We start from the raw sequence: 14,317 nt of genomic DNA, 5'->3' as shown, positions 1-14,317 counted from the left end.
AACTATGGAAACCATTACCGACACCGGCCTTAACCACCGGGAAATTGATCGTATCATCTACAGCGGCGTTAAACCCGAACTATTGCGCTGTGCCATTCAACTCAAGGTCTTTGACCTGCTGGATACGCCCAGGACATATAAAGAGGTAGCGGCAGAGCTTCAGACCCACCCGGACAATACCCGGCTGATGCTCAAGGGGCTGGTGGCCTGCGGCCTGGTCTTGTATCAGGACGGGACATATGAAAACACCGGCGAATCCCGGGCATTTCTCAATTCAAAAAGCCAGACCTGCATCACCGGCTGGCTGGACCGGGCAGCCCGGGTGCTTGGTCCCATCCTGAACAACTTTGAGACACTGGTCAGAAACGGCCCCATGCAACATGAGCCCGGGGCACACATGAACTCCGAAGCCATGTGCGAATTCTATACCCATGCCCATGCCCAGACAGAGCTTGCCGGGGTGGCGGCAAAAACCGCGGGGATCATTCGGGATTTACCCGAATTCCCGGCCATGAAAAAAATGCTGGATCTCGGGGGCGGACCGGGCCTGAACTCCGTGGCCGTTGTCCAGGCCCATGACACCCTGGAAAGTGTGGTGTTTGACAGGAAATCCGTGGTGGCCATTGCCCGGGAGTATATTGAGCGGTTTGGCTGTTCCGGGCGGATCACCACACGTTCCGGGGATTACACAAAAGATGATCCAGGGACAGAATTTGACCTGGTACTGGCGTCAGATACCCTCTATTATCAGGGTTGTGACCTGGACAGGATTGGATCCCGTATTTATAATGCCCTGAATCCCGGGGGCGTTCTGGTGGGAATCCACGGGGTGGTAACCAAAGACAGGACCGGTCCGGACGACATGGTCTTAAGCATGCTGCCCGATGCCCTCATGGGCCAGGGCGAGCTGCCCTGCGAGGGATTTCTGGCACCATCCCTGTTTCGGGCGGGTTTCAGGCAGGTGGTCACCCGGAAGGTACCCATGGTCTCCAATGAAATGGAGGTGGATATTGCCAGAAAATGAAGAAATCATTGAAGTTTTGTCCTGCCACGCCAACGGATATATTCGCAGCCTTGCCTGTTCCCATCCCTTAAGAAAACAGGTGTTGTGCACCATGTTTGATTTTCTGGGCTTGAAAGGAAAAGGGCTTGATCTTGGCTGCGGCATCGGCCTTCCGGCCATGGAAGCCTTTGGGAAAGGGGTGGAGGTGGTGGGCCTGGACAGGGAAACCGAATTTATCGAAATCGCCCGGCGTATTGTCCGTACCTTTTCGTCCTCAACCGGATTGCCCCCACCCCCGGAGTTTGTGCAGGGAGACGTAACCTGTCTTGAATTTGAAAACAACCTCTTTGACTGGGCTTTGAGCCTGGACTGCATCAACTATGCAAAGGACTTGGTCGGCGAACCCCTGGCGGAGATGAAACGGGTGGTAAAACCCGGCGGCCGGATCATCCTTGCAGCCTGGTCTTCCCAGGCACTGCTGCCGGGATACCCGATTCTGGAGGCCCGTCTCAATGCAACCCCCCAGGGGGCAGCCCCGTTTGAAAGCGGCATGGCCCCCCAGCACCACTTCATGTTCACAGCCGGGGCATTAAAGGATCTGGGCCTTAAAAACATCCGGTGCAAGACCTTTTTGCAAGATATTTACCACCCCCTGGACCCCAGGATCCTGCGGGCCGTGGCAGATCTTTTTTGCATGCGCTGGGGAAAATCCTTACCCGGGCTGAGCCCCGGGGATCAGGCACTTTACAAGGCCCTGACAGATCCGGAATCGGACAGGTTTATTTTGGCCAGCCCTGCCTACTATGGATTTTTCACCTATACGATGTTCACAGGGGTTGTGCCCTGAACCGATGCAATTTATACCAGGTGCCATTTCATCATGACTGGTATGCAATAATAAACCCGGCAGACAAGAAACTTTTTTCCCAAGGATTAAACAGAATCCCTGGGATTGTCCCGGAGGTCGTGCCTGAGCAGGTCCACCGGCGGGTATCCGAACTGGCGGGTAAAGGCCCTTGTAAAATGGGCCCGGTTGGCATAACCAACCTTATAGGCAACCTCTGACACGGTGGTTTCCCCTTTTTTCAACAGGTCATGCCCCTTTTCCATTCTCCGGGTCAGGACATAGGAAGAGATGGTGGTATTGAACAGGAGCTTGAACCCTTTTTTCAACTTGGTTTGATTCAGCCCGGTTTGCCGGGCAAGCTGTGCCAGGGAAGGCGGGTCAGGATATTGTTGATCCAGGATGTGGCGAACCTGGTAAAGGGCCTCTTTTTCCCGGCTGCCCACACGCCGGCCATGGCCTGGGGGCAACGCGGACAAAAATGTGGAAGCGTTTTCAAGACTGCCCAGGGCCAGGGCAATGATCTCCAGGGATTTGGCGGTCAGGTAAAAGGTTTTGGAGATTCCTGTCAGCCGGCAGTTCATCAACTGCCGGGCCGCCATATCCATGGAAGGGTTCAGGTGGTGTTTCATATATGAAAACAATTGTGTCCGGCTGGCTGGTGAGGCAAATGGCAAGCTCTCCATGATATCTGCATGAACTGCTCTGCAAGGCAGCCTGTCCGGTTCAATGAGAAGACTGATGAGCCGAATCGGTTCATGGGGCATGCACTCAATGAATCCGTCATCCATATCTGATCCGGATACCGATATATCAAACTGCCCGGACAGTGTCCGGTATGCCGGAACAGGTCCGGGCCGGTCCGGAATCCAGTTAAGCCGGCCGGATATGCAAAGGGAGATTCCCAGGGGGCATTTTTCCGGCACCACCCGGGCACTGAGCTGTTCTTTCAGGGTATAATTCTCAAGATACAGTTTCAGCCCCGGTCCCAGCGGTATCTCCCTGCGGTACCCCTCTCCGATGGCCCGGGACAGGGTCAGCACAGTTTCGTTGCCCTCCCTGTCAGGGCGTCGGCCATAGCACTGAAACTGCTCAAACAATCTGGACTCATTCATTATCGCCACCAAAACTTATTATATTCAAATCTTGTTAGATTTTTATAACTTTATTATACAGGAATTTATTTTTGTCAAATAATTTTCATGGGAGATCAGGATATATCGATTTTATCGGAGTAGAACAGATATATCTTATTGATATTAAAGCGATATCATCCCAATAAAAACCGTTTTGAAGTCTTAAGGAGCCATTTTCAGGGGTAAAATTGCCCCGTAAGAAGCAGTTCATTTACGCAGTTCGTAGCTTTTGCCACCCCCAATAATTTTCCAACCTTTTTTCGCTTTTATCCCAAGCCTTTGTGAGGAAGAGATCCTCAATTTCTGGAAAGAGAACGGGATTTTTGAAAAATCCCTTGAAAAAAACCAAAGACAAACCGCCCTATATTTTTTTTACGACGGTCCGCTCTTTGCCACGGGCATGCCTCACTACGGCCATATCCTCACCTCTTATATCAAGGACACCATCCCGCGGTTTTTCACCATGCAGGGACGGTTTGTGGACCGCAGGTGGGGTGGGATTGCCATGGCCTGCCCGCGGTATTAGGTCACTACAGAGCCTGACCGAAATCCCCTCGATATATACCCTGCCCGTCAGCGGAACAAACCCGGTTTCTGCCGCTGTTTTTAGCATGATACAATGCCTGATCCGCTTTTTTTAAAATCAATTCGATGGTTTGATCCTGGTCATTTAAACAGGCCACACCAATACTCACCGTAACGGTTACACTCATCCCGGCAGATTGGATACTCAGGGCCATAATTGCTTTACGCAGGCGTTCAGCCCCGGTGACCGCCTGCTGGATATTGGTTTCCGGCATAATCACGGCAAACTCTTCACCACCCAGACGGCCAAAGGTGTCTATATTTCGAATGGTCTGTTTGCATACCTTAGTCACAGCCTTTAAAGCAAGGTCTCCAAAATCATGACCGTATTCATCATTGATCTTTTTGAAATGGTCGATATCCACCATCAGCACGCACATGCTCTTTTGAAAACGCAGGGAGCGCGCAACCTCGTCTGATCCTGTTCTAATGAAACGACGCCGGTTATACGCCCCGGTCAAGGGATCTGTGGTGGCAAGATATCGTAAATTATCCTCCAGTTTTTTTCTTTTGGTAATGTCCCGCCAGACAAGCAGCCAGCCTAAAGGTTCGCCATGGGCGTTGATCAGTGGGTTGGATCTCAGATCAAAGATGCGTTCCTTTCCGTTGACCGGAAATTTTATTTCAGAACCGGCGTCCTGTTCAGTCTGGCTGGGCAGCAGATCTTCACCAACAAACTGAAGGATTTTTTTACCTACAACATCGTTATTGCTGTGGCCCAGTATTTTTTCCGCTTCGGGGTTTATAAATGCCAGACGATTACGGTTATCAAAAACCATAATACCGTCGGTGAGGCTGAAAAATACCTCGTCCCGGGCCAAGGGCATCACATCACACATCCGATGCCGGATAAAGCTGTAACCCATCAAAAGCGCCGTTACACAGAAACAGATGGGTGTCGGATCCATATTCGCTACCGGCAGCAGTTTGTAAATATAAGCAATATTGGCAATAAACGGTACCAGAAGACCGACAAACAGCAAACGGTACTGCCCACGGATAAGAGTCGGGGATATAAGATACGCCCGGATGATCACCGTAAAGACAATTGCAATACAAAAATATGAAAATGTCACCCAGAACCAGAAGGCCGGTCCGTGGGTAATCGCAAGCATGGTAAAAGGTCCGCTGTCGTCCCTGACCATTTCCGGCCAGACCCAGCCGTGCAGGTCGTTTGTCCAGGCAGTGCCCAGCATGAATGCGGATGCAAAGTACAACATCCTGACCGCCTGCCGGTCCAGCCACGAATCCCATCCCACATACCGCCAGATAAAAATAAAACTATTGATTGGAATTGTGCAGACGCCCACATATTGAAGCTGGGTAATCCGTATTTTGGCCGGGATTGAATTGTCAAAATAAAGAAGGGCCTCACTCAACGCCCAGATGGTGGTGCCGACCAGAAAATAAAACAGGCTGTTCGCCCCCCTGATGGACCGCTTGGGCCATAAGTAATAGGCAATCATTGCTGTCAGAACCGCGGCAAACAGATTGGGAAGATAATAAAAAACGCGAATGCCCATCAATACACCCCATTCTGACGCTGCCGGACCACGGATCTGATATATCGGTCAATGTTCATATTTTGCCACATGCATTAAAGGTACGGCCATACCATTTCCTTGAACGCCGTTAAGTTATCGCCCTTCGGGTGGGTTGTTAAGTTTTAGGTTTTAGGTTTTAGGAAATGAAAATTCCTATACTCTATCCAAAATACCGACGCATCATAATACAAACGCCTGCAACATACCAGCGGCAAGGGGGGAAGTTTCAGGGCAAACGCATTTAAATTATGAATGACTTCCTTACGTTGTTGTGGGCTATACCTGGACGACGATATGTCAGGTCAGCCCGTGGCAGTGGGTTCAGGCTGCCATACGCCATGAAGAACCACTGGTCTGAAGCCAAGTGTTATGATTGTTTTGATCGAACTACTGACAGGGAAAAAGGCGGGGGGTGCGGATGCGAAGGTTTTAAATGTCTCAAAAGCTGAAACGATTCAGGATTTAGTTTCACTTCTTTGAAGTAAAGTAGGTAATCTCCATCCGCACCCAGGGAATGAGCACTGTCGGCGTTACCGGCAACCCACATCTCATTTGGCTTAAAATAAAAAAACCGGATCAATGACGCATCGAAATGACGCATCGATCCGGAGTATCCCTTTTTTTGTCCGAAAGTTTTTTGTACCGACTCCTATTTCACCACAAAAAATAAATCTTTAACATGGGTGGTTAATTTCCCGTGCCAATGATGCCAGTTACCGTCAGTACACTCGATATCTTCCCAGTTGCCTTTCATTCTTGAGCCAATGGAGATATAAAAGGAATGGTTCGGCGGAATGGAGATCTCTAAGGATTTATCCGATGCGCTTTTCAGATCCTTGGTGATACTCCGGGTAAAATCCTTGCTGTCATGCCCTTCGCTGCTTTGAAGCCAGACGTAGAGCCCCCATTCATGGTTTCCCGGGTATGCTTTATGCTTCATCTCCCAGTCTCCTTTTATGGCTGCCGAATAATGCGCCTTTAACGATACCTTGGAAGACCCGACCCATGTGAAATGGCCCACATTGGCGTTTTCCTCAAAAAAATGGCCGGAGACTTTCACGCCGTATTCTGACATAAAGTCTGTTGTAGTGCTGGGATAGGCGCATACCTCCAGGCTGTTCCATCCGTCCAAATCCCTGGAATCATGTGGAGAAGCACCCTTGCAGGAGTGTTCCATGGAGTCCAAGCCGTGATGAGAGTTGTGGGAATGGCTGACATCCCACTTGCCCCAGGCTAGCGCCCACAATTGCTGGATGTCCAGAATATGGCCGTACAGGATACTTTTTTCACCGTCTTCCGGAGGATTCCCTTTCGCGTTAACCCATGCCACCTGAGTTTCGGCACCAGGCCTGTAAGGAAAGTCGTGGAGGTAAAAGTCCACGCCGACCTTCCGGGCTGTTGTAAAATCGGAGGTAAAAAATTTTGTCACGGCAATCGTTTTGGCATCGCTGAGACAATCCTGCCTCTCCTTGTCATAGTGATATTGGACGTATGTTGCGGTGCTCTTGTTGTCGTGTACTTTGGCATTTGTATATTTGGGGACGTCAAATGAATCAGATTCGCCGGTTTTCTTGTACAGCATCCTGTTCCAGTCCGCCTTTTGAACACTGTCCTTCCATTGATCCGGATACTGGCTCAACCGCTGTGGGCCGCCAATGGCCCTATAAGCGACCATGTGCTGCCCGTCCGCCCCATGATCCGGGTTTGGCCGGTGCCTGCGTGAAAGCCAGGCCGCACTGAGGTCCGCACGCCGGAACATGGTATCGGCATTGGGGATGAATTCGGCAAACCCCTTATAAAGTCTTGCCGTGTTGACGATGTAGTACTCCACTGATTTAAGGAAGCATTCCACCTGGTCCTCGATATGACTGCGGTACCACTCCATAAAGATTGTGGCATCGTTGACAGTCTCGTCCTTGCCGGAATCGGATTCATCGCGATATCGATGTGCCTCGACAATCAGGGTCGCCGCCTTGGTCTGGACATGGAGCATCTTTCCGAAATAATTTTCCATGACGTAAAAATACCCCAGGCGGTCACCCCCTGCGTCAACATGGAGGACCGCATTATTGGCAATGTCCTGGAACAAATTCCCCTCTGTGTCGCCCTCTCCGGTGAGACCATTGTGAATGCAAAACAACGGATATCTAACTGAATCCGGACTGGGAATATTCTGCGCATTGGAATCTTTGCCAAGAATTGAGTCGGCAAGCGTCTTAAGGCTATTAAGATCCGAGGTCCAACTCCAGCTCCCGTCTTTGTTTTGGATCCGCAAGCCATAAAAACACTCCCAAGAATAGTCAATAGTGTCGATATATTTATTCAACGCCACTTTTTCGTTATTGTTTTCAATATCAGAGGTATCTATGGCCATCTGTTCCTTAAGCGCCTCAAGCTGCTTTTCGAATACGCCGAGCTGGGTTTCAATGGTTTCCAAGGTGGATTGGATCTGATCCAGATCCTTTAGGATTTTATTGTCTGGGTTGCCCCCGCCCTTGAACAGCAAAGACATAATCAGGCCAGAGACATCCGAGCCTATGCCATCGAGGGGGACTTCCGCACCTTCAAATAATGCGTCCAGCGCATAGGCCGCGCCTGAAGATGCAATATCCTGTACGATATCCGAACCGGTTACCTTTAATGCGTTCATTTTGCCTCCTTGTCTTGGATATGAAAAAATCAGATCGCTTTGACCCCATCTGCTCCGGCACTTCCCAAAAAGTTGAATGGCAAATGCCCGCGATTTGTTAGTGTAAAATTTTTCCTGTCAATTCAAAAAATGTGGGGTATTCCTCCGGGTTTGTTCAATCAGAACGATTCAATTGCCTTTAAACTCAAATAGCCCTATTCCCACGGCAAGTAAACTTCATGTATGACGATATCCGATGAAAGGAGGGAAAATTTCGGTGAACGGCAGGGCAGAGACGACGTGTGTCTCTTGGCCATGGGCTGGGGTCGGGGTTCTCAAGTCCGTCCTTGTCATCACAGTTGATAAATACTATAGAAAATATGCAAAGAGATACCGATTGAGTTAGGAATTCTATGAATCTGAGGACCAAACTGACAATAATACTCACCGGCATCGTCATCACCGCAGCACTGGCCTCCTCAACGATGGTGTACCTATTTGCCGCCAGAGAGTTGGAACAAAGGGCCAAACAGCGGCTCAAGAATACTGCCGCTATCATGGCGGAATTTTTCCAGCGAAGATTTGACACCGAGTTGAGCAAATTTGAATACTGGGCCGCCATGCCCCTGGTTATCAAGACTGCCCGGGATTGCAAAAATCCCAGGCTGTTGTCCGCATTTAGGGAATATTTCTCCACCGTGGTGCGCCGGGAATCGTATTCCAGCATCAATTTGATGCTTAAAAACGGAGAATGCGTTGCCAGCAACGATCCCCAACGAACGTACGTGGCCCACTGCCGGGAAGTCATCAGCATACGGCCGGGAGCCGTGGCAGGCTTTTCCGGGATATCAAGCATCGGCCGTACCCTGCCGGGTGTTGCCGATGCTCGGCCCCTTGTTCCTTTGACCGCCCCGGTCCGTTATCAGGGAAAGGTGCTCGCTATCCTCCGGTCTGCCGTGGATCTGGGGCGCTTCGGCCATGAGGTCTTAAAGCTTCACACCCTGGAGCCGAAAGGAAAGCTTTATTTTTTCGATCCCTCTATGCCCGCTGCCTCTCCCAACGGTCTTAAGCTCAGTGCGCCTTCCCATTGGGAACACTATTCACCGCCGCCCGGGGAACTTAGGACAGCCTTTAAAAACCGGGACGCAGACATTTTCCGCTACCGTGATTCCAAAGGGGAACACCTTGTCGCCTTTGATCAACTCAGAACCCCCCGGTGGACGATATTGATCTCACAGCCCATGGAAGACATACTGGCTCCGGTAAAGTTGCTGGGGAAGATTACCAGCATTGTGGTGGTTGGTATCATCGTCCTGTTGATTGCCGCAATCTTCCTGCTGACCGCCCCGGTTGTCAGGGGAATAGAGCGTTGCCGGGCGTTTTCCGAAGGGATATGCCGCGGCCACCTGGAACGACGCCTGCAACTGGACACCCAAGACGAGGTGGGCTGCCTGGCCCGGGATCTCAACGAAATGGCCGCCCGGCTTCAGAAGGACTATCGTGCCTTAGAGGAGGCAGAACGCAAGTACCGCGGGATATTTGAAAACGCCGCGGAAGGTATATTTCAAACCAGCAGCGACGGGTGCATCATGGCAGCCAACCCCAGGCTTGTGAAGCTTATTGGTTCAGCCAATGAGGACGAACTTATCGGCAAAGACCCGGCAATTTTTTATGCCGACCGTTCCATGCGCGGTCAATTCCTGGAGCGGCTCCGTTCGGAAGGCGAAGTGAGCGGCTTTGAATGCGAGTGGATCCGCATGGACAAAATTCGCCTGCAAGTAGTCTTGCACGCCCGCGTAGAACTGGATGACCAAGGAGAAATTAAAATGATACACGGCAACGTGAAGGACGTGACGGAGCTGAGAAAAACAGAGGCAAAAGCAAGACGCGCCCGGGAGGCTGAAGCGCTTTTGCTCCGAAGCGAGCTTGAATCAATGCGTTATCAGGTCAATCCCCATTTTTTATTCAACACCCTCAACTCTATTCGGGAAATGGTCCTGACCGCACCTGATGAGGGGGTGGAAATGATCGAGGCCCTGGCAGGTTTTTACCATTCTTGCCTTGCCCATCGTTTTGAACCTTTGTCCACAGTATCCCAGGAGCTTAGCCGTATTGAAAAGTATCTCAAGATACAGAAAATCCGCTTTGGCAAAAATCTGGAAACTGTTGTGGAGGCGGATGCGGCTGCCGGACAGGTCAACATACCGGTTTTCACAGGTCAGCCCATTGTGGAAAACGCAATCAAATACGGCCGCAAATCAGGGGCCAAGCCTTTGAAAATTCGGATCAGCGTCCGCATTGAGGGCGAAAAATGCCTATTCACCGTAGCCAACTCCGGCCGATGGTTCCAGGCTGGCCAATCCGACCAGGCCGGCCTGGGTATCCAACTGGGTTTGGAATATGTACAGCGCTGCATGGACCATCATTATGGCACGGACGCCAGGATGACCATCGGGGAAGACGATGGTTGGGTGGTTGTCCGGCTGGCTTTCCCCCTATCTACGGCGCGTACCGAATGACTGGTCTGCGCGTGGTTATAGTGGATGATGAACCCATTGCCAGACAGGCTTTAAGACGCATGCTTCTGGATTTTTCAGATATCAGGATTTGCGGCGAGGCCGGGTCAGTGGATGAGGCGGAACGGTTGATCAATGATACCCGGGCCGATCTGGTCTTCCTGGATATAGAATTATATGGTGAAAGCGGCTTTGACCTGGTGCCCAGGCTGGACTCAAAAACAGCCGTGGTATTTGTCACGGCATTCAACCAATATGCCATCCGGGCGTTTGAGGTCAATGCGCTGGACTATCTGCTCAAGCCCGTGGCCAAGGACCGTTTGGCCCAAAGCATACGCAGACGCCGCAAGCAGCAAAAGCTGCAGCCGCGTTTAACGTTGGCCCAAGACCTTAGTCTGGAGGACGTTATCTTTGTTCAAAATGGAAAACGGCGTTGTTGGCTTGCCTTGAAAAAATTGTGCCTGATTAAAGCGAGCGGAGATTTTACCGTGTTGCACGCCACAGACGGCATTTCAGGCATGGTTTGGCGAAGCCTTCGCCAGTGGGAAAAGTTACTTCCACAGGATCAGTTTATGCGCATTCACCGCGGGATGATCGTTAATGTTAATTATATTAATGCATTTGAGTCCGTATCCGGCCAACGGCTTAAACTTTACCTGACAGGCCTGGCTGAACCCTGCATCGCCAGCCGCCGTATCACACCTCAACTTCGCAAGCTTCTCCTTTAGACTTTTGGTTTTTGAAAGAATGATTGACCTGACGCCGGGAAAAACATTATGAATGACCATAAAAAAATATTTAGCGCAACGTTACACAAAAATTTTATAAAAAGGACCCATCATTCATGCTGGATTTTCTTCCCTCCCCGGTTAAGGGGGTGCTTTCATTTGTTGGATATTTAATAAATACGATTTGTTTGACTGTCCCTTTGATTTTAACCGCCCTTTTAAAATTTGTTTTACCCTTTAAAGGCGTGATTGTATTACTGGACAAAATCCTTATCTGGCTTGCAACCCTGTGGATCAGTATCAACGGCATGAATTGCGATCTGTTCAACAGGATAGACTGGCAGGTGAAAGGATTGAGCCGCCTGAAAAAAAAGGACTGGTATCTTGTCATATCCAACCATCAGTCCTGGGTGGACATCCTGGTGCTGCAGAAAATCTTTAACCGCAAAATTCCCATGCTGAAGTTTTTTTTGAAAAAAGAGTTGATCTGGGTACCTTTTCTGGGGCTTGCCTGGTGGGCACTGGACTTTCCGTTCATGAAACGGTATTCAAAAAAATTTCTCGCCGCCAACCCCCACCTGAAGGGAAAGGATCTTGAAAGCACCCGTAAGGCATGTGAAAAATTCAAGCATACCCCGGTGTCGGTGATGAATTTTGTGGAAGGCACCCGGTTCACCCCTGAAAAACATGAACGCCAGAAATCACCCTTTTACCGGCTCCTTTTTCCCAGGGCAGGCGGTATCGCCTTTGTGCTGGGATCCATGGGCGAATACCTTAACAATATTATCAATGTCGCCATTGCCTATCCGGGCGGGATACCAACGTTCTGGGATTACATTTCAGGAAAGACAAAAAAAATCATTGTGGATGTGGATGTATTCCCTGTGGGAGAACAGATGATCGGCGATTACTTTAATAATGATGGGTTTAAGCAACAATTCTGTGAATGGCTTAATCAGACCTGGCAGGAAAAGGACAAAAAGCTGGAGGAAATACTTCTTTTCGAATCGACGGACAGGTCATCGGCCTGACCAGATCAAGGCAATCGCCTGTAAAAACACCCCAGTAACAATTATTATACCCCTTAAAATAGGCTTGAAAAAACTGCCGGGAAAGGCCCCGGCAGCAGGAGAGAGGGATGCCGCTGTCAGGCGACCGCGATATCCTGTGTTAAAAGGTAGACCAAATTTTTCTGAAGGGTTTTATAAAGTATATTGTGGATACCGTAATGCTCGGTCACAATGGACATGGACCGTTCATAGGCCAGCAACGCGTTGTCCCATTCCCCGGACAGGGTGTATAAATTTCCCAGGTTGTTTAAAAGCTTTGCGACCAGGCAGTCTTTATTCACCATACGGGTTAACGCCAGGGCCTGGTTCATCTTTTTAAAGGCCGTGTCAAATTCTCCGGCATTCCCGGCTGCCATGGCCGTGCGGTTCAAAGAACCAATGTCCTTGAACAGGGATCTTACACATTTTTTGGGGTTATGCGGCATTGATCACATCCTGTGTCCATTCATTTATTTCGGATTCTTCGGGTTCCCCGTCAATTTTGAGAGACTCACATACAAGGGTGGCGCCCAGCTTTTCTAGGCGTTCTTCAATGGCATCCACAGCGCCGCAGAAATATTCATAGGATGAATCGCCGCACCCGAACACGGCAAATCTCTTTCCTGATAAATTTAAGTCCCCATTCATATTCTCATAAAAAGGTGCAAAATCCTCCTGGAATTCGATGTCATCATCTCCCCAGGTGGAACTGCCAAGCAGGTACAAATCAAACGCCTCATTAAGGATATCTACATCAACATCGGACACATTGATCTTTTTGACTATGTAATTAGCCTTGGACAGATCTGTTGAAATAGTATCGGCAACAGACTCGGTATTTCCGGTGGTTGATCCGTAAATAATCAATGCGGTACTCATAAGCCCTCCCAAATTTATAATTTATAACATTTAATTTTAGGCATGACTAACAATAGTAGCGAAAAATAATCATGTCAAGTATTTTTTTGAAGACGGGAATATTTTTGTGATGCGGACTTGTCCGGAACGCTTGTAAATTAAGCTGACCGGGACAGCCGGTCAGCTATGAAAATAAATCAGATCACGCCTGCCAGCTCGTGTTTCAGGGACCGTCCCATCAGCCTATCTACGGTTCTTTCCACAGGGCTGTTCTCAAACAGGACTGAGTAGACTTCAGCACAGATGGGCAGATCGACATTGAGCTTTTTCGACATGTTATAAATGGAGCGGGTGGTCTTGACACCTTCGGCCACCATGCGCATTTCCGAAATAATATCATCCAGGCACTTGCCCTGCCCGATCTGTTTGCCAACCGTGTAATTTCTGCTGAGAAACCCTGTGCATGTCAGCAACAGGTCGCCCACACCGGCCAGCCCGGAAAGGGTTAAGGGATCTGCGCCAAGGCGGGTACCCAAACGGTTCATTTCCGTCAGGCCCCGGGTAATCAGGGCAGCCCTTGGATTAAACCCCATATTCATTCCGTCACAGGCCCCTGCGGCAATGGCAATCACATTTTTCATGGCCCCGCCGATCTGTGTGCCCACAATATCATGGTTAACGTAGACCCTGAAATTGGGCCCGGAAAACAGATTCTGAATATATTCGGCCACCCCCTTTTTCAGTGCAGCCGCAGCCACCACAGTTGGTATTCCGGCAGCCACTTCCTTGGCAAAACTAGGGCCTGAGATCACTCCGAAATTGTGGTCGGGCAGAAAATCAAGAATCTGGGACAAAATATCGGTCATGGTCATGTGGGTTTTATTTTCAATCCCCTTGGAAGCACTGACCAGAATGGTGCCCGGGGAGACAAAAGGCTTCATCTGTGTGGCCACGGCGCGCATACAATGGGAAGGGACCACCATGAGTACAAGATCTTTTTTTGACACTGCCTTTTCAATGTCATTGGTGGGTACAATCCCCGGGGGCAGACTGAACCCGGGCAAAAAACTTCTGTTTTCCCGGTAAAGGGTAATTTCTTCTTTTACCTCGGGTTCAAAGGCCCAATGATCCAGGGTAAACCCTTTATCCGCAAGCATTTTAGCAAGTGCTGTTCCCCAGGCTCCTGCCCCGACAACGCCGATTTTCGCATTCATGATATCCATAGACAGTATGTCCCTGTCCGCCCCGGTAAAATTTTGTCCGGGCGGATGATTGATTAGTTAAATTATTGATTTATTAAAATCAGGTTAGCTACTTATATATTAATTGCCAAAGTGATTCAACTCCAGTGCCTTAAATGGCAAGTCCATCTCCTCAATCCCCTGGGCCAGGGGAACCATTACTTTTTGAGTCATTTTATCCTTT

General features: G+C 49.7%; 12 protein-coding genes. 6 read left to right on the top strand and 6 right to left on the bottom strand.

Annotated features, from left to right (window positions below; genetic code table 11):
* Positions 1–4 precede the first annotated feature (4 nt).
* Both Q366_RS15365 and Q366_RS15360 read left to right on the top strand, forming a co-directional pair.
* Positions 5–1,024 (top strand): methyltransferase family protein, encoded by a 1,020-nt coding sequence (locus Q366_RS15365; RefSeq protein WP_035240602.1) that lies wholly within the window; start codon positions 5–7, stop codon positions 1,022–1,024.
* The gene (locus Q366_RS15360; RefSeq protein ID WP_051958090.1) at positions 1,011–1,850 is read left to right on the top strand and encodes a class I SAM-dependent methyltransferase; all 840 of its coding nucleotides are present in this window, start codon (positions 1,011–1,013) and stop codon (positions 1,848–1,850) included. The genes Q366_RS15365 and Q366_RS15360 overlap by 14 nt, the downstream gene beginning before the upstream one ends.
* A gap of 86 nt (positions 1,851–1,936) precedes the next feature.
* On the opposite strand, the gene Q366_RS20445 is transcribed toward Q366_RS15360, so the two are convergent.
* Positions 1,937–2,962 carry a helix-turn-helix transcriptional regulator gene (locus Q366_RS20445; RefSeq protein ID WP_051958089.1) on the bottom strand — a complete coding sequence of 342 codons (1,026 nt, stop codon included), beginning with the start codon at positions 2,960–2,962 and terminating at the stop codon, positions 1,937–1,939.
* A 250-nt stretch (positions 2,963–3,212) separates the two neighbouring features.
* Here Q366_RS20445 and Q366_RS15350 point away from each other — a divergent pair, with 250 nt between their 5' ends.
* Positions 3,213–3,509, top strand: a complete 297-nt coding sequence (locus Q366_RS15350; RefSeq protein ID WP_035240601.1) for a class I tRNA ligase family protein — start codon at positions 3,213–3,215, stop codon at positions 3,507–3,509.
* Between the two features lie 4 nt (positions 3,510–3,513).
* Here the strand turns inward: Q366_RS15350 and Q366_RS20440 are convergent, their stop codons facing one another.
* Together Q366_RS20440 and Q366_RS15340 are read right to left on the bottom strand one after the other, a co-directional pair.
* A complete protein-coding gene (locus Q366_RS20440; protein WP_051958088.1) occupies positions 3,514–5,091 on the bottom strand; it encodes a histidine kinase N-terminal 7TM domain-containing diguanylate cyclase in 1,578 nt (525 codons plus the stop codon).
* 670 nt (positions 5,092–5,761) lie between these two features.
* Positions 5,762–7,762, bottom strand: a complete 2,001-nt coding sequence (locus Q366_RS15340) for a hypothetical protein (protein ID WP_035240600.1) — start codon at positions 7,760–7,762, stop codon at positions 5,762–5,764.
* 392 nt (positions 7,763–8,154) lie between these two features.
* Between Q366_RS15340 and Q366_RS15335 the strand changes: the two genes are divergently transcribed.
* The 3 genes from Q366_RS15335 to Q366_RS15325 all read left to right on the top strand — a co-directional run bounded on the left by Q366_RS15335 (position 8,155) and on the right by Q366_RS15325 (position 12,016).
* The gene (locus Q366_RS15335) at positions 8,155–10,260 is read left to right on the top strand and encodes a histidine kinase (protein WP_035240599.1); all 2,106 of its coding nucleotides are present in this window, start codon (positions 8,155–8,157) and stop codon (positions 10,258–10,260) included.
* The gene (locus Q366_RS15330) at positions 10,257–10,985 is read left to right on the top strand and encodes a LytR/AlgR family response regulator transcription factor (RefSeq protein WP_035240598.1); all 729 of its coding nucleotides are present in this window, start codon (positions 10,257–10,259) and stop codon (positions 10,983–10,985) included. Before Q366_RS15335 ends, Q366_RS15330 begins: the two co-directional genes overlap by 4 nt.
* Before the next feature lie 116 nt (positions 10,986–11,101).
* Entirely contained in the window at positions 11,102–12,016 is a 915-nt protein-coding gene (locus tag Q366_RS15325) for an acyltransferase (protein ID WP_035240597.1), read from the top strand.
* Positions 12,017–12,132: 116 nt separating this feature from the next.
* On the opposite strand, the gene Q366_RS15320 is transcribed toward Q366_RS15325, so the two are convergent.
* From Q366_RS15320 to Q366_RS15310, 3 genes are all read right to left on the bottom strand, one after another.
* Positions 12,133–12,480 carry a tetratricopeptide repeat protein gene (locus Q366_RS15320; protein ID WP_035240596.1) on the bottom strand — a complete coding sequence of 116 codons (348 nt, stop codon included), beginning with the start codon at positions 12,478–12,480 and terminating at the stop codon, positions 12,133–12,135.
* Positions 12,470–12,913, bottom strand: a complete 444-nt coding sequence (locus tag Q366_RS15315; RefSeq protein ID WP_035240595.1) for a flavodoxin — start codon at positions 12,911–12,913, stop codon at positions 12,470–12,472. The genes Q366_RS15320 and Q366_RS15315 overlap by 11 nt, the downstream gene beginning before the upstream one ends.
* Before the next feature lie 176 nt (positions 12,914–13,089).
* Positions 13,090–14,115, bottom strand: a complete 1,026-nt coding sequence (locus tag Q366_RS15310; protein WP_035240594.1) for an NAD(P)H-dependent glycerol-3-phosphate dehydrogenase — start codon at positions 14,113–14,115, stop codon at positions 13,090–13,092.
* Between the last annotated feature and the right edge of the window lie 202 nt (positions 14,116–14,317).

Source organism: Desulfobacter vibrioformis DSM 8776 (assembly GCF_000745975.1).
Lineage (GTDB): Bacteria > Desulfobacterota > Desulfobacteria > Desulfobacterales > Desulfobacteraceae > Desulfobacter > Desulfobacter vibrioformis.
The sequence above is the reverse complement of the archived record's forward strand: the minus strand, read 5'-3'. Positions and strand labels throughout refer to the sequence as shown.